Annotated in this window: 21 protein-coding genes; 16 read left to right on the forward strand and 5 right to left on the reverse strand. The window is 49.3% G+C overall.

Going from position 1 to position 19,668, the window contains the following annotated elements; all coding sequences use genetic code 11:
- Nucleotides 1-10: 10 nt before the first annotated feature.
- Nucleotides 11-1,270, reverse strand: coding sequence for an erythromycin esterase family protein (locus tag AC4EHB_RS13605; protein ID WP_490976365.1), 1,260 nt, complete (start codon nucleotides 1,268-1,270; stop codon nucleotides 11-13).
- Nucleotides 1,271-1,392: 122 nt separating this feature from the next.
- Nucleotides 1,393-1,659: a GNAT family N-acetyltransferase gene (locus AC4EHB_RS13610; RefSeq protein ID WP_490976211.1), complete on the reverse strand. Its 267-nt coding sequence runs from the start codon at nucleotides 1,657-1,659 to the stop codon at nucleotides 1,393-1,395.
- Between the two features lie 97 nt (nucleotides 1,660-1,756).
- On the opposite strand from AC4EHB_RS13610, the gene AC4EHB_RS13615 reads away from it, so the two are divergent.
- Complete coding sequence (locus AC4EHB_RS13615) at nucleotides 1,757-2,674, forward strand: catalase family peroxidase (RefSeq protein WP_490981840.1); 918 nt, start codon at nucleotides 1,757-1,759, stop codon at nucleotides 2,672-2,674.
- A 34-nt stretch (nucleotides 2,675-2,708) separates the two neighbouring features.
- On the opposite strand, the gene AC4EHB_RS13620 is transcribed toward AC4EHB_RS13615, so the two are convergent.
- Nucleotides 2,709-4,199 (reverse strand): glycine betaine uptake BCCT transporter, encoded by a 1,491-nt coding sequence (locus AC4EHB_RS13620; RefSeq protein WP_490976209.1) that lies wholly within the window; start codon nucleotides 4,197-4,199, stop codon nucleotides 2,709-2,711.
- A gap of 85 nt (nucleotides 4,200-4,284) precedes the next feature.
- On the reverse strand, nucleotides 4,285-4,842 hold the full coding sequence (locus tag AC4EHB_RS13625; protein WP_490981841.1) for an SLOG family protein: 558 nt from the start codon (nucleotides 4,840-4,842) through the stop codon (nucleotides 4,285-4,287).
- A gap of 153 nt (nucleotides 4,843-4,995) precedes the next feature.
- Here AC4EHB_RS13625 and AC4EHB_RS13630 point away from each other — a divergent pair, with 153 nt between their 5' ends.
- The 15 genes from AC4EHB_RS13630 to AC4EHB_RS13700 all read left to right on the forward strand — a co-directional run bounded on the left by AC4EHB_RS13630 (nucleotide 4,996) and on the right by AC4EHB_RS13700 (nucleotide 19,178).
- Nucleotides 4,996-5,946 carry a threonine/serine dehydratase family protein gene (locus tag AC4EHB_RS13630; RefSeq protein WP_490981842.1) on the forward strand — a complete coding sequence of 317 codons (951 nt, stop codon included), beginning with the start codon at nucleotides 4,996-4,998 and terminating at the stop codon, nucleotides 5,944-5,946.
- A gap of 324 nt (nucleotides 5,947-6,270) precedes the next feature.
- Complete coding sequence (locus AC4EHB_RS13635; RefSeq protein ID WP_490976206.1) at nucleotides 6,271-7,044, forward strand: SDR family oxidoreductase; 774 nt, start codon at nucleotides 6,271-6,273, stop codon at nucleotides 7,042-7,044.
- A 16-nt stretch (nucleotides 7,045-7,060) separates the two neighbouring features.
- Nucleotides 7,061-7,657: a TetR/AcrR family transcriptional regulator gene (locus AC4EHB_RS13640; RefSeq protein WP_490981843.1), complete on the forward strand. Its 597-nt coding sequence runs from the start codon at nucleotides 7,061-7,063 to the stop codon at nucleotides 7,655-7,657.
- Nucleotides 7,635-8,513, forward strand: coding sequence for a 3-hydroxyacyl-CoA dehydrogenase family protein (locus AC4EHB_RS13645; protein WP_490981844.1), 879 nt, complete (start codon nucleotides 7,635-7,637; stop codon nucleotides 8,511-8,513). Before AC4EHB_RS13640 ends, AC4EHB_RS13645 begins: the two co-directional genes overlap by 23 nt.
- A 5-nt stretch (nucleotides 8,514-8,518) precedes the next feature.
- The gene (locus AC4EHB_RS13650; protein WP_490981845.1) at nucleotides 8,519-9,298 is read left to right on the forward strand and encodes an enoyl-CoA hydratase/isomerase family protein; all 780 of its coding nucleotides are present in this window, start codon (nucleotides 8,519-8,521) and stop codon (nucleotides 9,296-9,298) included.
- Between the two features lie 15 nt (nucleotides 9,299-9,313).
- Nucleotides 9,314-9,721, forward strand: coding sequence for an acyl-CoA thioesterase (locus AC4EHB_RS13655; protein ID WP_490981846.1), 408 nt, complete (start codon nucleotides 9,314-9,316; stop codon nucleotides 9,719-9,721).
- A 3-nt stretch (nucleotides 9,722-9,724) separates the two neighbouring features.
- Nucleotides 9,725-10,813, forward strand: a complete 1,089-nt coding sequence (locus AC4EHB_RS13660) for a phosphotransferase family protein (protein ID WP_490981847.1) — start codon at nucleotides 9,725-9,727, stop codon at nucleotides 10,811-10,813.
- Entirely contained in the window at nucleotides 10,803-12,578 is a 1,776-nt protein-coding gene (locus AC4EHB_RS13665) for an acyl-CoA dehydrogenase FadE (RefSeq protein ID WP_490981848.1), read from the forward strand. The genes AC4EHB_RS13660 and AC4EHB_RS13665 overlap by 11 nt, the downstream gene beginning before the upstream one ends.
- Before the next feature lie 11 nt (nucleotides 12,579-12,589).
- Nucleotides 12,590-13,564, forward strand: a complete 975-nt coding sequence (locus AC4EHB_RS13670; protein WP_490981849.1) for a quinone oxidoreductase family protein — start codon at nucleotides 12,590-12,592, stop codon at nucleotides 13,562-13,564.
- Between the two features lie 195 nt (nucleotides 13,565-13,759).
- On the forward strand, nucleotides 13,760-14,683 hold the full coding sequence (locus tag AC4EHB_RS13675; protein ID WP_490981850.1) for a ketopantoate reductase family protein: 924 nt from the start codon (nucleotides 13,760-13,762) through the stop codon (nucleotides 14,681-14,683).
- A gap of 98 nt (nucleotides 14,684-14,781) precedes the next feature.
- Nucleotides 14,782-16,518 carry a carbon starvation CstA family protein gene (locus AC4EHB_RS13680; RefSeq protein ID WP_490976197.1) on the forward strand — a complete coding sequence of 579 codons (1,737 nt, stop codon included), beginning with the start codon at nucleotides 14,782-14,784 and terminating at the stop codon, nucleotides 16,516-16,518.
- Nucleotides 16,519-16,572: 54 nt separating this feature from the next.
- On the forward strand, nucleotides 16,573-16,851 hold the full coding sequence (locus tag AC4EHB_RS13685) for a cory-CC-star protein (RefSeq protein WP_490976364.1): 279 nt from the start codon (nucleotides 16,573-16,575) through the stop codon (nucleotides 16,849-16,851).
- Nucleotides 16,852-16,875: 24 nt separating this feature from the next.
- Entirely contained in the window at nucleotides 16,876-17,808 is a 933-nt protein-coding gene (locus AC4EHB_RS13690) for an ArsA family ATPase (protein WP_490981851.1), read from the forward strand.
- 5 nt (nucleotides 17,809-17,813) lie between these two features.
- Nucleotides 17,814-18,797: a zinc-binding dehydrogenase gene (locus tag AC4EHB_RS13695; protein WP_490976195.1), complete on the forward strand. Its 984-nt coding sequence runs from the start codon at nucleotides 17,814-17,816 to the stop codon at nucleotides 18,795-18,797.
- A 72-nt stretch (nucleotides 18,798-18,869) separates the two neighbouring features.
- On the forward strand, nucleotides 18,870-19,178 hold the full coding sequence (locus tag AC4EHB_RS13700) for a magnetosome magnetite crystal formation protein family (protein ID WP_490976194.1): 309 nt from the start codon (nucleotides 18,870-18,872) through the stop codon (nucleotides 19,176-19,178).
- Nucleotides 19,179-19,403: 225 nt separating this feature from the next.
- On the opposite strand, the gene AC4EHB_RS13705 is transcribed toward AC4EHB_RS13700, so the two are convergent.
- Complete coding sequence (locus tag AC4EHB_RS13705) at nucleotides 19,404-19,625, reverse strand: transcriptional regulator (RefSeq protein ID WP_490981852.1); 222 nt, start codon at nucleotides 19,623-19,625, stop codon at nucleotides 19,404-19,406.
- Nucleotides 19,626-19,668 lie beyond the last annotated feature (43 nt).

The raw sequence follows: 19,668 nt of genomic DNA on the forward strand, positions 1-19,668 counted from the left end.
GAGATACTTGTCATAAATTCGGTTCTTCAATCGGAATCGGAGTCAACGCTGTTGTTTCATTGATGAAAATAAAGGCATCGTAGCGCTGGGATATTTTCGATGGTACGTAATTGCCATGCGCTTCATATTCCGGATGGTAAACGACGCCGATGGCACGGTGTCCGACCCAGCGGTCGAATAGGGCGTGATTGTCATCGCCGAAAAGCAGCAGCTTGTCGTGGGCGCCAGTGCGGTTAAGCAATTCCTCCCACGAATTGAGGCGCGCGGGAGGAACGCGCATCTTCTGGAAAGGCGCACCCCAGGATTTTGCTGCAATAACTGAGCCCATATAAGTGCCGAAGCCGACCGCGAAAACACCCTCGGCATGCTGCTGTTCACGCATCAACTGCCCTACATTGACCATGCCTTCTCTGTGCATATCAGTGGCGCGGGCATCTCCAATATGAGTATTGTGTTCCCAGATGATGATTTTCGCATCCTTGCCATGGGAATCCCTAATTTCGTTTATGGCTGCAGCCATATGCCCATCACGGACATTCCACGACAAGGTGTCGTCCCGCACCATCGCGCTGTAATAATCTTCCGCATTTCTGGCGACGAGTGCATTGATTTTCAAGCTGAGCGCGGTTTCGGGTTCATCTTTATAAAGTGCTTCGTCTTGTCGCAGCGCTGACAATAGCTTGTCGACTTCATCGATGCACCGGTTAAATGGATGGATGGAAGACCTCGCATACTTTTCCGGGTCGCGGCTAAACGGCTCAAAGCAGGCGAAGGCTTTTTTTGCCAGTTCCAGATGGCTTCCGGAAGGACCGGCTGCGGAGAGGTGCCGGATAATCTCCTCCATCGATTCCCATAAACTATATAGATCGATGCCGTAAAACCCCGTCTTCTGTGCGCTTTGACCATTGTGCAGCCGCAGCCATTCAATAAAATCAGCTACTTCTTCATTGGCCCACATCCAGGTCGGCCAGCGATTAAAAGCCTGGAGCACTTCACGGCCTTCTTGGTCCGCATCGCTATCCGCTTTGGCATGGCGGTTGACTACATAGGAAGGCGGCCAATCGCCTTCAATGGCAATGATGGAAAAACCCCGCTCTTGGATGAGCCTTTTGGATAATTCGGCACGGATTGTATAAAACTCGGAAGTGCCGTGGGTCGCTTCTCCGAGCAAAACGATTTTGGAATTGCCGATGGCATCAACGATCCGGTTCAAGTCTTCGGAAGATCGATAAGGCAGGGCGTGTTTCTTTATGGCTTCTTCAAGCGACATATCCACAACTAAAACCCCTTTCTATTCCGCTATTACTCTTGGTTTTCCCGTATAGCCGCAATTGAAACGACGTCCGGCAAAGGGCATAAAAAAACATCCGCTCTTGGCGGATGTCCGATGATTTATTGCAAGACGTCCTGGAATTCCGGAGTCTTTTCGATAACGCCATTGGCGAACGGGCATTGTGGGTCAATACATTTGCCTTCTTGGCGCGCATAATTTACAACATGCTCGACCAGCTTTTTGCCCATTCCCTGGCCTTCAAGATGAGGCGAGACTTCCGTGTGGTCAACCGTCAGAACGTTGCCGCTTGGAACATATGACAACACGCCGAGTTCTTCGCCGTCTTTTACAATCGTGAACTTGTTTTCGCTATGTTTGATATCCATGTGATTTCCTCCTCTGAAAAATATGCCTTCTTTAGTATTCCCGAAATACTTAAAATTATTCATGAGCGGGTATAGCTTTTAATAAAGAGGTGATAGCATGGAGAAAAAGCAATTGGCTGGAATGGCCATCGACCGCATTGAGAAAGTTTTCGGCAAGCATAATGGCTATCGGCGGGCGCATGCGCGCGGTGTCATTTATGAAGCAGTGTTCACAGCTACAGGAGATGTGGCTCATTTGACAACAGCGGCGCATCTGCAAGCAAGAGAGGAAACGAAGGCGGCCGTACGCTTTTCGCACAGTTCACCGGATCCGGTATGGACCGACGCCATGTCGCCGGTCAAAGGAATGGCGGTGCAGTTTCAGCTGCCCGGTGGAGAGCTGACGAATATTGTCGGCGTCAATGCGCCGGTTTTTTTCGCCAAGACACCGGAAACCTTCACCGAAATGCTCGGCATTGCGAAATCGCTCAAAAAAGGCAGGCTGCGGCTGTTTGCAATAGCAAAATTGCTGATCAAATACCCGGACAGCCGCGCGGCTATTAAAGTATTGCGGAAAATGCATGCGCCGGCAAGCTTTGCCAAAGGGCGTTATTATTCTATGCATGCATTTTATTTCATCGACCAGGAAGGGCGCCGCACACCTGTCAAATACGAGTGGGAGCCAGACGCCGGAGTGGCGACATTATCGCCGAAAGATGCAAAAGCAATGGGACGGGGGCATTTTGAACAAGAGCTTGAAAGCCGTCTGAAAAACGGGCCGGCCGGTTTCAGGCTGAACGTCATCATCGGCGAGCCGGAAGATCCGACGGGAGACCCGACAAAAGAATGGCCGAAAGAACGGCGGAAAATCGTCGCGGGGCATTTGGAAATAAGCCGCAATCAGCTGAGGGATGACCACATTCTTTTTGATCCAACAGTGATGGTCCCTGGAATAGCATGTTCGGAAGACCGGATTCTCGCATTCCGTTCACTGGCATATTCCATTTCCCATGAAAGGCGGACGGAAGGAACGTAAAAAAGAGCTGTCGAGAATTTCTCGACAGCTCTTTTTATTTACGGGTCCTGTTTGTTTTCATCTCAGTATTCAAAGCCTTGAACAAGGACACAATTATTAAGATCATGACCAGCGAGAACGGCAGAGCTGCTGCGATGATGGTGTTTTGCACAGCGGCTAATCCGCCGACAGCGAGTAAAATGGCCGCGATTGCGGATTGCGCAATGCCCCAAAGGATCTTAATCTGGTTGCTTGGGTGCAGCGACCCTTTTGTCGACTGCATGCCAAGAACAAATGTTGCGGAGTCAGCTGACGTGATGAAGAACGTGCTGACCAGCAATATAGCGACGATCGACATAGCGAATCCGAGAGGCATTTCATTGAACATCGCAAACAAAGTTTGTTCCGGCGGGAATCCGGCCAGATCAGTTCCGCTTTTTTGCAAGTCGATGGCGGTTGTGCCGAAAGCTGCAAACCAAAATGCTCCGAAAATAGTCGGTGTCAAGACGACGCCGATCAGGAACTCGCGAATCGTACGGCCCTTCGAGATACGGGCGATGAACATGCTGACAAACGGCGCCCAGGAAATCCACCAAGCCCAGTAGAAAATTGTCCAGTTGTTGAGCCATTGACGGTTTTCTGCATCAAGCGGCGCTGACTGGAAACTCAGGCTGATTAAATTCTGTGCGTAATTGCCGAAAGTCTCGGTGAACATATTCAAAATCAGCAATGTCGGACCGAGGACAAGCATCAAGATCAGTAGAATAACAGCCAGTATCATATTGATATTGGACAGGTATTTGATGCCTTTGTTGAGCCCGGACCATGCAGAGCTGATGAACAGCACGGTTACGACAGCGATAATGATGAATTGCACGGTTGAAGACTGCGGTACATCGAATAGGTAGGCAAGCCCACCGTTAATTTGAGCAGCGCCAAAGCCGAGTGAAGTGGCCACGCCGAAGACGGTTGCGAAAACAGCGAGTACGTCTACGAGGGTGCCAAGCGGGCCGTCCATTTTTTTGCCGAAAATCGGCTTCAGTGTTGATGAAATTAACGCAGGCTCTCCTTTACGGAATTGGAAGAAGGCGAGTGCCAATGCCACGATGCCGTACATTGCCCAGACGTGGATTCCCCAATGGTAATATGTGCGCTGCAAGGATTCCTTGAATGCGGCGTCAGTGCCTGGTTCAGCAGTGGCCGGCTGTACGGCGAAATGGCTAAGAGGTTCTGACGCTCCGTAGAAGACGAGGCCGATCCCCATTCCTGCCGAGAACAGCATGGAAATCCAGGAAATGGTCGAGAATTCCGGGCGGTCTGAATCTTTGCCGAGCCGGATTTTGCCGTAAGGGCTGATGATGATGATGAATGTGAAGATTAAAATCAAAGCCATAAGCATTAAATAATACCAGCCGAATCCTGTATCGATGAAAGAACGGATATCGCCTGTAATTTTTTCAAAGGCTTGGGGTGCGATGACGCCGAATGCGACGGTCAAGATGACTAAAGTGAATGCGATGTAAAAGACTTTCGAAGCTTTTTTCATAGTTTCTCCTTCTGTGGATATTTTCTAGATGACTTGTAAACGTAACGATAAACCAACATCAGGTCAAACAATAAGGTCGGGTCGATCAGTCCCATTCGTTCATTTGTTCTTCTTCAGCGGCAATGCGCAAATCATCCGCCGTTATGGTGAACACTTTGTAGTCATGGGTTTCCGCATAAGTTTCGGCATCCCGTTTTGTGAATTTTGGGGAACCGTCCGTTTCCTCATCGTAGACAATGAGCATGGCATCCGAGTTGCGGAGGAAAAACTTACTTTTCTCGATAAATTGCCATGGCGCTTCATATGGGCGGTTGGTGAGGCTGCGATGGAAATCCGCCAGCTCTAAGATCATTTGGTATTTTTCTTGCTTAGATTCATTCCATTTCTTTTCCTGATCGACAAAAGGGGTGAGGATGGCGTATTGCAAGTGAGGAAACTCTTCTTTCAAATCAAGCACGACTTCCGCTGCCCATGTCTCTACGCCGAGCTGGCCGCTTAAAATCACCCATTCAAGGCCTTCGTCCAGAAACACCCGAAGCCGGTCTTTAAGGGTTTTTTTAATGATGCGTATGCCGGGGTTTTTGTCGTCAAAGATGCCGAGCTCATGCTGCTTATAGCCGGTCACCACTAAACGTTTAATCATTGTAACCTTCCTTTCCGCATTCTTCTATCAGTATATACTACCCACTGGGCAACAATAATAAAGCTAAATTGCGAAACAACTTAGATTCAATACACATCGATTACTCTTTTTTTGCGTTGTGTTAAAATGAGGGCATAAAAGGAGGCGTTAACCATGGTGGACCTCGAAAGTGTAAAAAGGGCTCAAGTGAACATTGCGGATATTATCCACCGCACACCGATTTTGACTTCTGAACAATTCGATCTGGCAAGCGGCAACAGGACTTGTTTTAAAGCGGAGCATTTGCAGAAAACCGGTTCTTTTAAAATCAGGGGAGCTGCTAACGCTGTCAAAAACGCGGTGCGGGGTGGAGCGGCGTCGATTACTGCTGCTTCTTCAGGCAATCACGGACAAGCGGTAGCCTATGTAGCAAAACAGCTTGGTGTTCCGGCTGTCATCGTCGTACCGGAAAATGCCAGCCGGGTTAAAGTGGCAGCCATTGAATCGTACGGCGCTGAAGTCGTCTATTGCGGCTCGACTTCAGCTCACAGGATCCCGAAAGCGCAGCAATTGGCTGCGCAAAAAGGCGGCATTTATATTCCGCCATACGACCATGAAGACATCATTTCGGGACAAGGAACGATCGGGCTCGAACTGCTCGAGCAAGTGGAGGGGCTCGATGTGTTGCTGGTGCCAGTTGGAGGGGGCGGATTGATAAGCGGCATTCTGGCAGCTGTGAAAAACGTGAATCCCGGCATCAAGGTAATCGGCGTAGAACCTAAGGAGGCGAATGATACGTGGCTGTCGCTCCAAAACGGGCACATCACATCGATTCCGGAAAGCTTTACCATTGCGGACGGGCTCCGGACAACTCAACCCGGAGCCATGACCTTCCCGATTTTGCAGCAATACCTAGACGACCTTCTATTAGTGTCTGAAGCCGACATTAAAAAAACGTTCCAATTTTTAGCGGAAAGAACCAAGCAGCTCGTGGAGCCGTCAAGTGCAGTGGCGGCAGCCCCGCTGCTGTTTGGGGAATTGAAAGGCGCGAATCTGAAAGCTGCGGTGGTGCTGTCTGGCGGCAACGTTGACTTGAAAAGGCTGCAAGCATTTTTGCCGGAATAAAGGAAGTGCCCCAAAAGTGATTCGGGGGACCTCCTTTGCGTCGAAGCTAGCGCAGCGATGCAGCGACAGAGACAGAGACAGAGACAGAGACAGAGACAGAGACAGGAACAGGAGCAATAGTATTCCCTTACCCTACGGTAGAAAAAAGGGCTGTCCAATAAGTCTGTTATTCGACTTATTGGACAGCCCTTTTTTCTATATGACCGTATAAATTCCGCCGGTCTTGCAATCATCAAATGAAAACGGTACCATTAAATTAAGTATTCTGAACATACCAACTAGTTAGTATGTGGAAAACGGTTAATTTGGATGGGGGAATGGCCAATGAACGTAATGGATCTTTTTAAATTGAATGGCAAGACGGCTATCGTGACAGGGGGCGGGCGAGGGCTCGGTGCGCAAATTGCCGAAGGCTTTGCAGAGGCTGGAGCAAACGTGGTGCTGTGCTCAAGGAAAGTGGAAGCTTGCGAAGAAATGGCAGAAAAACTGAAAGCAAAAGGTGTAAGGGCATTGGCGCTGGAATGCGACGTCACCAAACCGGAAGATGTGGAGAACGTCGTAAGGAAAACGCTGGAAGAGTTTGGGACGATTGATATTCTCGTTAATAATTCAGGCGCGACATGGGGAGCTCCTGTGCTGGAGATGCCGCTTGACGCTTGGCGCAAAGTGCTCGATGTCAATATCACCGGGACATTTCTGATGAGCCAGGCAGCGGGCGAAGCGATGGTCAAGCAAGGCAGCGGGAAAATCATCAATATCGCATCTGTCGCGGGTCTTGGCGGCATTGATCCGCGTTTGATGGACACCATCGGCTACAATACCAGCAAAGGAGCAGTCATCACGTTTACGAAAGACTTGGCTGCTAAATGGGGCCAGCACAATATCAACGTCAATGCGATTGCGCCTGGATTTTTTCCGACGAAGATGTCGAAAGGGCTCATTGAAAAAGGAGGCAGCGGGCTATTGGACCTGACGCCGCTCAATCGTTTCGGGACAGAAGAAGACTTGAAAGGAGCCGCACTGTTCTTGGCATCTAAAGCTTCGGATTACGTGACAGGTGATGTCATCATTGTCGACGGCGGCATGCACGCCATCTAGAATGCGGGGGCTTGGGATGAAAACGAAACTGAAAGAGGGAAGCATCCGGTTGTTTGAAGAAAAGGGATTTAGCGAGACATCAGTGCAAGACATTGTCGAAGCTGCTGGCGTGACGAAAGGAACGTTCTATTATTATTTTCAAAGCAAAGAGCAATTGCTGATGGACATCCACTCGGATTATATCGGCGACTTGCTTATGCGGCAGGAGGCTATCCGGCAGTCGGAGGCAAGTAGCCGCGAAAAGATTACCGGCATCATTGGCTTGCTGATTGGCGACATTGAGCAGCATGGCCCAAGCGGACGGGTGTTTTTCCGGGAAATGCGACACCTGAAAAGAGACAATGCAGAGGCTGTGAAAAGAAAGCGGGAACAGTTCCGCATGAATATTGAAGAAGTGCTGCGTGAAGGCGTGGCGTCCGGGGAATTCAGGCGCCAAATCCAGCCAGACATGGCGGCATTCGCGATTCTGGGCGCGACCAATTGGAGCTACCAATGGTTCAATCCGGGCGGCAGCATTCCAGCTGGAAAGCTCGCTGAAATTTTCAGCGATATGATTTTGAATGGCATTATGAGCGAGGGGGAAAAAGGGCATGGCAGAATTTCAAATCACTAAAGTATGCGTCGTCGGAGCAGGGCAGATGGGCCAGCAGATCGCAATGCTTTGTGCGTTGGGCGGATTCCAAACAGCATTGAACGACGTCAATGCTGAAGCATTGGCCAAAGCGGAAGGCGCGCTCCGTAAAATAATGGATCAATGGGTCGCCAAAAAGAAGTTGACGGAAGAAGAAAAAAACACCGCATTCAGCAATTTGTCGTTTACTGAAAGTCTGGAGACTGCAGCTGGGGACGCAGATTATGTCATCGAAGCAGTTGTTGAGAAATTGGATGTAAAGCGCGGGATTTTCGAACGCTTAGACCAGCTTGCACCGCCTCACGCCATTTTGGCATCCAATAGTTCGACTATCGTCAATTCGCTGATTGCTGAAGCGACAGAGCGGCCGGATAGGGTCTGCAACCTGCATTTCTTTTTCCCGCCGCTGGTCATGGACTGCGTGGAAGTCGTCATGAGCGATGAAACATCGGAAGCGACAGCCCAAGCTTCACTGGAGCTTTGCAGACGCATAAACAGGACTGGCGTTTTATTGCGCAAAGAAATTTCAGGCTTTGTAGCGAACCGCTTGCTGGGGGCGCTTCAAAAAGAAGCACTCCATTTATATGAAGGCGGCATAGCGGATTTCAAGGAAATCGATTTGATTGTCAAAAAAGCGCTGCGCCATCCCATCGGTCCGTTTGAACTGATGGATTTATCGGGCATTGATATCGTCTACGACGTCATGCAGCAACAATACGCGGAAACTGGCGACCCTGCGGACAAACCAGCAGGATTCATCAAAGAAAAAGTGGATAATGGCGAGCTGGGCCGGAAAACGGGCAAAGGATTTTACGATTATCAGAAAGTTGAGGTGTAAGAGGAATGGCGCAAATTGTACATATAGAAAAACGGGAAGGCTATGCGGTGGTCAAAATCGCGAATCCGCCGATGAACGTTATCAGCAGCCAAGTGTTCAAAGAGCTGGATGAAGCGTTCGGCGAGTTGGGAGAAGACGCCAGTGTTAATGCGGTTATTCTAACCGGCCAAGGGGAAAACGTATTCGCCGCAGGCGCAGATATAAAAGAGTTCCCGAACCTGATCGGGCAGCCTGCACTGAAGGGCAAGTTCATGGAAACGCATGAGATTTTAAATCGGATTGAACGCTTTGAAAAACCGGTGATTGCCATGCTGAACGGACTGACATTCGGCGGGGGATGCGAAGTGGCGCTTTGCTGCGATATTCGGATTGCCGAGGAACATGCCCAAATTGGACTCCCTGAAATAACGCTTGGGCTGTTTCCGGGCGGAGGGGGAACCCAGCGTCTGCCGCGCCTTGTCGGAGAATCGAAAGCCAAGGAATTGATGTTTACAGGGCAAGCTGTTTCTGCAGTAGAAGCGGAAAAAATCGGCCTGGTCAACAAAGTAGCCCCTAAAGGCCAAGGCATGGAAGCTGCCAGAAAAATGGCGGCACGCATCGGCGGCTTTTCTCTTCCCGCTTTGTCCCGCATCAAAAAAGCGGTTGGCGAAGGGATGGAATTGACAGTCGGACAAGGGGTGGAACTCGAAGCCGGATTATTCGAAGAGGTGTTTCAGACTGCCGATGTCCGGGAAGGCGTACAGGCTTTTATCGAAAAAAGAACACCGCAATTCAAAAACAGGTAAAGGGGTGCAGCAGAGATGGCAGCACATGAAATCACGGTAAAGGTCCGCTTCAGCGAAACAGATGCCCTCGGGCATGTCAGCAATATCAGTTATTTCATTTATTTGGAAGAAGCCCGGATTGAATTGTTCAGAGCACTGGGGTTCGAGATGGAGCTTGAAAAGTGGAATGTCATCTTGCTGTCTGCGGCCTGTACGTTCAACAATCAGGCATTTTTTGACCAGAAGTTGAAAGTCAGTTCATTTATCACCAAAATCGGTAATTCGAGTTTCATGACCGGCCACCGGATTGAGGATGCTGAAACGGGCCAATTGATTGCGGAAGGCGAGGCAGGGGCTGTTTGCTTTGATTTTAAAAATCAGAAAAGTGAACGCCTTCCAAGCGCAATCCGCAGCCAACTTGAAAAGTTTGTGGAAGAGGTGTAAGAAATGGCAGGAACTTCGAACGGTACGATTGCGGTGCGGACAGGTGAGGAATTGGACAACGCCAAACTGCATCAATTTCTGAAAAAATCGATTAAAGGGTTGCCAGAAGGTGAATTGGAAATCCGGCAATTCGGCGCAGGGCACTCGAATTTGACTTATGCATTAGCTATTGGCAACTGGGAAGCGGTATTGAGGCGGCCGCCGCTTGGACCTGTAGCGCCAAGAGCCCATGATATGGAACGCGAATTCACCATTCTTTCGGCGCTGCATCCTTTGTTTCCGGCTGCACCTCGGCCTTATGTTTTTTCGCATGATCCGGAAATCATCGGAAGCCCTTTTTTTGTCATGGAGAGGCGGTACGGCTTCGTGCTCGATACGGATTTTCCGGAAGGCGTTGAGCCGTCCGCTGACTTGGGGCGCCGGATTTCAGAGTTGATGGTGGAGCAGCTAGTGAAGCTGCATGCCATAGATTACACAGAAACGCCACTCGCTGAGATGGCCAAACCCGAGGACTTTATGGAACGGCAAGTGGAAGGCTGGATCAGCCGCTATGAACGCGCAAAAACGGACGACATACCGGAAGCGGAAGAGTTGGCCAGTTGGCTGCTTGCGCATATTCCGGAATCGCCGGAACCCGCTATCATCCATTACGACTTCAAATTGAACAATACCATGTTTTCCGAAGACTTCAGCGAAATTACCGGCTTGTTCGACTGGGAAATGACGACTGTCGGCGATCCGCTAGCCGATCTTGGCGCGGCAATGAGTTATTGGATGGAAGCGGATGATCCGGAAGCATTGAAGAAAGGCTTTGGGAAAGCGCCAGTGACAGTTACGGAAGGGTTTTATACGAGACAGGAATTTATCGAGCGTTATGCGGAAAAAAGCGGACGTGACGTATCGAATATCGATTTCTATGTGACGTTCGCAACTTTCAAATTGGCAGCTATCTGCCAGCAAATTTATTACCGGTATAAAAAAGGGCAAACCGCTGACAAACGGTTTGCGCAGCTTGCCCCGTTCGTAAAAATCCTCATTCACCACGCCCTTAAGACGGCGAAGAAAAAGGAGGCAGACGGAAATGTTCAGTGATAAAACTTTGGCATACCGGGGCGGCAGCTTCTTATATGAAGCGTCGGCTGCTAAGCAGGTGTTCACTCCCGAAGATTTTACAGAAGAACACCTAATGATTTACAAGACGGCGAAACGTTTTTTGGAAAGCGAAGTGCGGCCGCATAACGAGAGAATCGAGCTGCAGGATTTTACGTTGGTCAAGTCTTTATTAGATAAAGCAGGGGTACTTGGTTTGCTGGGGCATAGTGTGCCAGAACAGTACGGCGGACTCGGTTTGGATAAAATCAGCAAAGGCATCGTCGGAGAGGCGTTGGGCCCAGCCGGCAGCTATGGCGTCGCGCATTCGAATCATACATGTATCGCAACATTGCCGATCACTTATTTCGGTACTGCTGATCAGAAGGCACGGTATTTGCCGAAGCTTGCCTCCGGTGAATTTATCGGAGCGTATTGCCTGACAGAGCCAAATGCGGGATCGGATGCCTTGGCAGCCCAGACGACGGCAACGCTGAATAGCGAGGGGACCCATTATGTGCTGAACGGCACAAAAATATTCATCACGAATGCGGCATTTTCCGATACGTTCATCGTCTACGCAAAAGTGGACAATAGTGCCTTTACGGCTTTTATCGTAGAAAAGGATTTTCCAGGATTGGCGCTTGGGGCCGAAGAACAGAAAATGGGTATTAAGGGGTCTTCCACCCGTGCTGTGATTTTCGAAGATTGCGAAGTGCCGGTTGAAAATTTGCTGGGCGAAGTCGGAAAAGGCCATGTCATCGCTTTGAATGTCTTGAATCTGGGGCGTTATAACCTAGGTTCGGCTACGATGGGGGCAGCCAAATACGCTTTGGAGCTAGCTGTGAAATACACGAAAGAACGCCGTCAATTCGGCAAAGCGATTGCGGATTTCACTGCAACGCAAGAAAAAATCGCGGACATGGCGATGCGGATTTATGCGGCGGAATCGTTGCAATACCGAACAGGAGGGCATCTCGAAGATGCATTGGAAGGGCTGTATGATTCAGGGGACCATGGCCTTACCGCCAGACGGATGATGGAATACGCAACAGAATGCGCCATCTGCAAGGTGTACGGTTCAGAAACTTTGGATTTTGTGGCCGACGAAGCGCTTCAATTGCACGGGGGCTACGGTTTTATAAAAGAATATAAAATTGAGCAGATTTACCGCGATTCGCGCATCAACCGTATATTTGAAGGCACCAATGAAGTGAATAGGCTGCTCATTCCAGGGAATCTTTTTAAAGCGGCTGCAAAAGGGCAAGTGCCGCTTGAAGCCGCTGCAGCCAAGGCTATTGAAGAAATTCAGTCGCCTAAAGTCGGATCAATCAGTGTTATTTCCCGGGAAATAGAAGCGGTACAAGCGATTCGCCGCGTCTTTCTGCTATGTGCAGGCATCGCATCTCGGACGTATGGCCCCCAATTAGCGGATGAACAGGAAACACTGATGAAATTGGCGGATATTGCCATTACCTTGTTCGCTGTTGAATCGGCTGTCTTGAGAACAGTAAAAGCGATGGAGGCTAATGGCGAACAGCAGGAGGCTTTGAAGGCTAAGCTGGCAAACGCGCTGGTAGATGAAGCATTGCTCGAAACTGAAATCAACGCCCGCAAGCTTCTTCAAGGCACGGCTTCTGAAAGAGAACTGCATGATTATGTTCCTGTCATAACGAAAGAGTTGAGCAGGCTTCAGCGTGCAGGAGCCAAAGCAGCGAAACGCAGCATTGCACAGAAAATACTATCGGCGGAACAATACACGTCATAAGGAGGAACGGAATGAAAGTCATCAAATTTGAAGAATTCGGCGGACCGGATGTCCTTAAATGGAGCGACGCAGAAAAACCGCAGCCAAAGAGCGGCGAAGTCTTGATTGAAGTGAAATCGAGCGGCATCAATTATGCAGATACGGCGAGGCGCGAAGGGCAGTATGTCGTTCCGACGACGCTTCCTTATGTGCCGGGTTCGGAAGTGGCAGGCGTTATTGTGGAAACGGGAAGCGAAGTCCGGAATTTCAGCAAAGGCCAGCGCGTGGTGGCGCTCATCGAATCCGGCGGCTATTCGCAATATGCTGCGGTCGACGAACGAGTGTTGACGCCGATACCGGATAATGTCGGCTTTGATCAAGCGGTTGCCCTGCCGCTGCAAGGGCTGAGTGCCTATCATATCCTGAAAACAATGGGCCGCCTGGAGCCGGGCGAAAGCGTGTTGATCCACGCGGCGGCTGGCGGAGTGGGCGCAATTGCTGTACAATTGGCAAAAATCTTCGGAGCAGGCAAAATCATCGCTACGGCAAGCACTGATGAAAAGTTGGCGCACGCGAAAAAGATGGGCGCTACGCATGTGGTGAATTATTCGGAAGACGGCTGGGTGGAGAAAGTAAAAGAGATTACCGAAGGAAAAGGCGTTGATGTCGCCTTGGAAATGGTCGGCGGCGATGTCTTCAACCAAACGGTGAAATGCCTCGCCCCGTTCGGCCGTCTGGTGATTTTTGGAGCGGCGAGCGGCCAGCAAGCCACGTTCAATCCAGGCCAATTAATGCGCAAGAACCAATCCGTCATCGGATTTTTCCTGCCGCAGATCATGCGCAAACAGAAGTTGTTCCACCAGAGCTTCAAAGAGCTGCTCGGCTATATGGCGAACAGGCAACTGACATTGACGATAGGTGGGAGTTATCCGCTTGAAGAAGCGGCGCACGCCCATCAAATGCTCCAGGGCCGGAAGACGATCGGCAAACTCATACTCAAGCCTTAAAAGGGGCAGAAGGAGCGGCCGGTTTTTGCAAAGATAGAAACTGTTGAGGCGAAATCAATTGGAACGGATTAGAAAATTGACACACGGAAAGGGCAGGCGCATAGGCGTTCTGTCTTTTTTGAATGGGCCTGTTGAAAAAACCTTTTGGGTATTTGCAAGAATAATGAGACAATATAGCGAAGGGAGAGGATAAAGATGAAAATTTTAATAGTGGGCGCCGGAGGAATCGGCGGTTATTTTGGAGCGAGGCTGATGGAGGCTGGACAGGATGTCACATTCTTGGTCCGCAGCCGCAGGAAAGAGCAGCTCGAAAAGACAGGCTTGAATATCAATAGTGTGAACGGCGATGTGAAGCTGGTTCCGAAACTGATTACTGCACAGCGGCAAGGCGAGCCCTTTGATCTGGTCATCTTGACGACGAAAGCCTACCAGCTGGAAGCGGCAATCGAAGATATTCGCCCGTTTGTAGGAGAAACAGGAATGATTCTTCCATTATTGAACGGGATTTCACATGTCGATGACTTAGTGGAAGCGTTCGGGGAAGAGCGGGTGCTCGGGGGACTTTGCTTTATCGAAACTACGCTCGACGAAAACGGTACAATCGTCCAGACGAGCCCGATGAATCAGTTAGTCTTCGGAGAGCGATCAGGAAAAGAGACAGCCCGCATCCTCGAAGTGCAAGGAGCGTTCGAGGGCACAAAAGCAGATTTTGCTTTGAGCGCGAATATCGAACAGGACATGTGGCATAAATATTTATTCATCACAGCGATGTCCGGCATCACTGCGGCAATGGAATCGCCGATTGGCCCCATCCGCGATTTGGAATCCGGCCAGCGCACCATTTCCGCCCTCTTGCATGAGCTTGTATCGGTGATGAAAGCGATCGGTGCACCTGTAAAAGAGACGATTGCAGAAGACCAGCTGGCTAAGATCAATTCGTTGCAGCCTGGCATGAAATCATCGATGCAGCGGGACATAGAAAAGGGACAGGCAATTGAAGCCGACCACCTCCAAGGATACCTTTTGGAAAAAGCATTGGCCCAAAAAATCGCCGTGCCAGTTCTTGATGCGATTTATACGAAATTAAAAATTTACGAAATGAATTTACGGAATAATTGATTAATTACTCTGAAAACGTTTACATTTTTCTGAAAGTTATTTATGCTTGAAGAACAAGCGTGCACTTTGCTTGAAAAAATGACGAGGAGTTGAGGTGCTTGAATGCAATCGCGTTAGCGGCAATCGGAATTTTTGTATTCATTTTAGGTTACCGTTTTTATTCGAAATTCGTAGCGGAGAAGATTTTCAAATTGGATCCCAATTACGTGACACCGGCACATAAGTACAAAGATGGCGTGGATTTCGTCCCGACGAATAAATTTGTCTTGTGGGGACATCATTTTACATCTGTGGCAGGAGCGGCGCCGATTCTTGGACCGGCAATCGCTGTCTATTGGGGCTGGCTGCCTGCCGTTTTGTGGGTGGTGCTGGGAACAGTTTTTGCAGCGGGAGTCCACGATTTTGGAACTTTGGTGTTGTCAGTCCGCAATAAAGGGCAATCGGTCGGAACATTGGCACATCGCCTAATCGGCCAGCGCGGAAAAATATTGTTCCTTTTTATCATCCTCATCCTTGTGCTTATGGTCAATGCCGTATTCGCTTGGGTAATCGCGAACTTATTCATTTCATTCCCGGCAAGCGTATTGCCGGTATTCATCCAAATTCCATTGGCAGTTTGGATCGGCCATGCGGTTTATAAGAAAAACAAGAAAATGCTGGTCCCTTCGCTTATCGCGTTAGCGGTCATGTACTTCACTGCTGTCATTTCGAGCCAGATAGATTTCTTGCAAATCGACTTGGTCCGCTATATGGGCGGGGAAGAAGGCGCAGGATTATTCGGCCTTGGCGCAATTTCAACAGCGTTCTTTATTTGGATCATCATCTTGATGATTTATGTTTATATCGCTTCTACGTTGCCGGTCTGGCAATTGCTCCAGCCGCGAGATTTTATCAACTCGCATCAATTGATCGTCGGATTGGCCATTCTATATCTTGGCCTATTGTTCACGAATCCGGAAATCACAGCGCCAATGTCAAACCCTGACGCAGATGTCTCTTGGTTCCCGCTGTTATTCATCACAATTGCCTGCGGCGCCATTTCCGGCTTTCACGGACTTGTGTCATCCGGGACTTCATCAAAACAGCTGGATAAAGAAACCGATGCCCGTTTTGTCGGCTATCTAGGGGCCATAGGCGAAGGGGTTCTGGCACTGATCTCGATCATTGCTGTTATTACTTTCTTCCCGGACCGCGAAACATTCTTTGCGACTTACAGCAGCTTCCAGGCATCAAGTGGAGCTGGCCTTGGGGCATTCATTCAAGGGGCTTCGAAATTGGCTGAAGGGCTGCTGATCCCTGGTGATGTCGCGGCGACTATCGTATCCATCATTGTCGTGTCATTCGCTGCAACGACGCTCGATACTTCTGTCCGCTTGATGCGCTATATCATCTCGGAACTGGGCGTCGAGTACAATGTTCCTTCATTGGAGAAAAAACACGTAGCGACAACAATCGCTGTTGTGGCAAGTGCAGCACTTGTGTTGATTCCGGAAGGGCCGAACGGTTTCGGCTCAGGCGGATACTTGCTGTGGCCGCTGTTCGGTACAGCCAATCAGCTGCTTGCCGGCATCAGTTTGCTGCTGATCTCGATCTGGCTGAGAAAACTCGGGCGAAATTATATGATCACTATCATACCGATGATTTTCCTTATGTTCATGACCCTTTGGGCGATGTTCCAGCAGGTATTCCTGCAGTGGGCTTGGTATGCAGATTCACCTAATACATTGCTCTTTGTTTTCGGAGCTATCATTTTCGTCTTTACACTGTGGATCATCTTGACAGCGGCACAAGCGCTGCTCAGCAAAAAAGATCCTGGATTTGAAGAGATTGAATAAACTGGTTTGACTGCCGGAAGGGATCATGTACGTTGTGATCCCTTCTCTTTATACATAAGAAGGAGGTGTGCAGACATGCTTGATAAGCTAAAAAAATTGATCGCTTATTACGAGGAAGTCTTGGAATTGCCGCACCGCACCGAAATCGCGCGCGAATTGCGTGCTGAAGATGACATGTTCCTGTTGATGCTGTATTCGGAAATGCTCGGAATCCCGAATCCTGTCTACTATTACACGCTTGAATTGTATCCGTATATGATCGAAGAATTTCACGATTGGCACTTGCGGATGGGAATGGAAAAGTCTCCTTTAAGCGGCATCCGCTGCTGTTGAACATTGAGGAAGTGAGGGGAAATAATGGATGTCTTAACAAAAAGCATCATCTTTGTCGGCGGCAAGGGCGGGGTCGGAAAATCAACTTCGGCAGCCGCAATCGCCTGGAAATCGGCTAAGGAAGGCAATAAAACCTTATTGATTTCGACTGATCCGGCACATAATGTCGGCGACATCTTTAACCGTGAAATCGGTGGCAAGACCATCGAAATCGCTGACAATCTCTTTGCTCTTGAAATTGATCCGGAAATCGAAACAGATAATTACATCAAAGGGGTTAAAGCCAATATCAAAGGGACGGTCCATACGAGCATGATGGAGGAAGTGAATCGCCAGCTCGATACGGCCAAAGCATCACCAGGCGCGGATGAAGCGGCGTTGTTCGACAAATTGATCCATATCATTTTGGAAGAGCGCAAAAATTTTGATAAGCTGGTCTTTGATACGGCGCCGACCGGGCACACTATCCGTTTGCTGACACTGCCTGAATTGATGGGCGTGTGGATAGAAGGGCTGCTCGAAAAAAGGCGGAAAACGAACGAAAATTACACCGCACTCTTGAATGACGGCCAGCCGCGGGAAGATCCGATTTACGAAGTGCTCCGTGAACGCCAGGAACGTTTTTCAAAAGCACGCGACATCCTATTGGATGAAAAGGAGACCGGCTTCATCTTTGTGCTGAATCCGGAGCGCCTGCCGATCCTGGAAACGAAAAAAGCCTTGGAGCTTTTGCATAAATACCATCTGCACGTAAAGACGCTGATCATTAACAAGGTGCTGCCTGAAGAGGCGGATGGCGAGTTTTTGATGGAGCGGAAAAAGCATGAACAAAAATATCTGGAGCTGATCAAAGAAACATTTCCGAAGCAGGAATTGATTTTTATTCCGTTGTTCTCGCAGGATATCATCAGCATGGAGCAATTGGAGCTGTTCAGTCGACAATTCACGGAAGGGTGACGCAATTGAAAGCATTCGTTATGGAAGCAGGGCAATTTAAATTGAAAGACATGCAAGAGCCGGAAGCGAAAAGCGGCGAAGTGGTTGTCCGTTTGAAAACAGCGGGCATCAACCGCCGCGACCTTGGCCTTTTGAAGCGCTACGGTGACAATCCTGAAGCGTTGGTGATCGGTTCTGACGGAGCGGGCATCATTGAAAAGGTGGGGAAAGGGGTAGCGGATTTTTCCGAAGGGGAAGAAGTTATCATCAATCCTGCATTGCGCTGGTTTAAGAATAGTGACGCGCCGCCAGCAGAATTCGATATTCTCGGCATGCCGGATCACGGAACGTTCGCGGAGAAAATCGCAATTTCCGCAGAGCAGATCGAACGCAAACCTGCGCATATGAGCTGGGAAGAAGCAGGGGGCTTAGTGTTGCCCGCGCTGACGGGCTACCGAGCGCTTTTCACAAAAGGACAATTGGAAAAAGGGCAGACTTTGTTCATTCCGGGAGCGGGCAGTGGAGTGGCGACATTCCTTATCCAGTTCGCGAAAAACGCTGGAGCCCGCGTAGTCGTGACGTCGCGCAGCGAAGAAAAGCGCCAACATGCGCTGCGCATCGGAGCGGACCGCGCAATTGCCACAGACAGCGACTGGGTTGAAGAATTAGCGGATGAAACAGTTGACCTGGTCATCGATAGCGTCGGAGGCGCGACATTCAACAGGTCGTTGGGAGCGTTGAAAAAAGGCGGACGCATCGTCATCTTTGGCGCGACGACTTCAGACAATGTCGATTTCAATTTGCGCAGCTTTTTCTACGGGCAATACCAGTTATTCGGTTCGACAATGGGCTGCCGCGAAGAACTCCGCGACTTGATCGCCCATATGGAACAATACGAGACGCTTCCGATAGTCGATAAGACTTTTGCTTTGGACGAAGCTCAGGAAGCTTTTGATTACCTGGCTGCCGGAAAGCAATTCGGCAAAGTCGTTCTGCGCATCAGTGAATAACTTCTTGAAACTTTTCAGCCGCCCATCCGTATAATTAACCAGAAGCAAGAAAATTGACTGGAGGTCAATAGGATGGAAAATACAGGATTGAAAGTGCTCGTCCACGCCAGCGCGTTCTTTGCGCCATTTTTAGTGCCGTTTATCGTTTTCCTGATTACGAGCGACCAAGAAGTGAAGAAATTGTCGATTCAGGCATTGCTGTTCCAACTCGCCATGGGCGTGTTGCTGTTCATTTCAAGTTTGTTGATGTTTGTCATCATCGGCATTCCGATGCTGATCATTTTCGGCTTGATGACAATCATCGTGCCGGTTATGGGCATTATCAAAGCATTGAACAACGAAAAATTCGATTATCCGATTGTCGGAGCATGGTATCAATGAAAAAAGCCCCTCGAGGGCTTTTTTTATTGGAATAAAATCCGGTGAGAAGCGTATTTCGCCAACTATGGGGCTTTTTTCAAGTTCAGTAAAGTGTATATTGGCCGTTGCAGAGCGTATTTCTTCAGCAATAGAGGGTATTTCCGAAATCATAGGAAAACCCCGGCCATCACGAGATAGCTGGGGTTTACGGGTTGGAAATATTCGCAATGGCGGCGCTGGCATCCATCAAATGATTAAGCGTTCCTTGCGCGTTACGGGAATCAGCGACAAGACGTTGTCTATTTTGAACGTCCGTTTTTCATTCCGCAGGAAGCAATAAGCTTGAAACGATTCGCCGCTGACTTTGAAAATTTTGATGCGTCGTTTGCTGATGGTTCCGTCGTTGGCCATGTACATGATGTCCACAAGCTGCTGATATTTGAATGCCTTTAAAATCTGCGCGCGCATTGGCTTTCACCCCTTAATAGAACGTTTGTTCTTATTATAGAGT

It is taken from the genome of Planococcus sp. TJ-302 (assembly GCF_058268455.1).

Excerpts from the sequence above, each read along its gene's own strand:
- AC4EHB_RS13605 (WP_490976365.1), bottom strand. The coding sequence starts at position 1,270 with ATGTCGCTTGAAGAAGCCATAAAGAAACACGCCCTGCCTTATCGATCT.
- AC4EHB_RS13610 (WP_490976211.1), bottom strand. The coding sequence starts at position 1,659 with ATGGATATCAAACATAGCGAAAACAAGTTCACGATTGTAAAAGACGGC.
- AC4EHB_RS13615 (WP_490981840.1), top strand. The coding sequence starts at position 1,757 with ATGGAGAAAAAGCAATTGGCTGGAATGGCCATCGACCGCATTGAGAAA.
- AC4EHB_RS13620 (WP_490976209.1), bottom strand. The coding sequence starts at position 4,199 with ATGAAAAAAGCTTCGAAAGTCTTTTACATCGCATTCACTTTAGTCATC.
- AC4EHB_RS13625 (WP_490981841.1), bottom strand. The coding sequence starts at position 4,842 with ATGATTAAACGTTTAGTGGTGACCGGCTATAAGCAGCATGAGCTCGGC.
- AC4EHB_RS13630 (WP_490981842.1), top strand. The coding sequence starts at position 4,996 with ATGGTGGACCTCGAAAGTGTAAAAAGGGCTCAAGTGAACATTGCGGAT.
- AC4EHB_RS13635 (WP_490976206.1), top strand. The coding sequence starts at position 6,271 with ATGAACGTAATGGATCTTTTTAAATTGAATGGCAAGACGGCTATCGTG.
- AC4EHB_RS13640 (WP_490981843.1), top strand. The coding sequence starts at position 7,061 with ATGAAAACGAAACTGAAAGAGGGAAGCATCCGGTTGTTTGAAGAAAAG.
- AC4EHB_RS13645 (WP_490981844.1), top strand. The coding sequence starts at position 7,635 with ATGGCAGAATTTCAAATCACTAAAGTATGCGTCGTCGGAGCAGGGCAG.
- AC4EHB_RS13650 (WP_490981845.1), top strand. The coding sequence starts at position 8,519 with ATGGCGCAAATTGTACATATAGAAAAACGGGAAGGCTATGCGGTGGTC.
- AC4EHB_RS13655 (WP_490981846.1), top strand. The coding sequence starts at position 9,314 with ATGGCAGCACATGAAATCACGGTAAAGGTCCGCTTCAGCGAAACAGAT.
- AC4EHB_RS13660 (WP_490981847.1), top strand. The coding sequence starts at position 9,725 with ATGGCAGGAACTTCGAACGGTACGATTGCGGTGCGGACAGGTGAGGAA.
- AC4EHB_RS13665 (WP_490981848.1), top strand. The coding sequence starts at position 10,803 with ATGTTCAGTGATAAAACTTTGGCATACCGGGGCGGCAGCTTCTTATAT.
- AC4EHB_RS13670 (WP_490981849.1), top strand. The coding sequence starts at position 12,590 with ATGAAAGTCATCAAATTTGAAGAATTCGGCGGACCGGATGTCCTTAAA.
- AC4EHB_RS13675 (WP_490981850.1), top strand. The coding sequence starts at position 13,760 with ATGAAAATTTTAATAGTGGGCGCCGGAGGAATCGGCGGTTATTTTGGA.
- AC4EHB_RS13690 (WP_490981851.1), top strand. The coding sequence starts at position 16,876 with ATGGATGTCTTAACAAAAAGCATCATCTTTGTCGGCGGCAAGGGCGGG.
- AC4EHB_RS13700 (WP_490976194.1), top strand. The coding sequence starts at position 18,870 with ATGGAAAATACAGGATTGAAAGTGCTCGTCCACGCCAGCGCGTTCTTT.
- AC4EHB_RS13705 (WP_490981852.1), bottom strand. The coding sequence starts at position 19,625 with ATGCGCGCGCAGATTTTAAAGGCATTCAAATATCAGCAGCTTGTGGAC.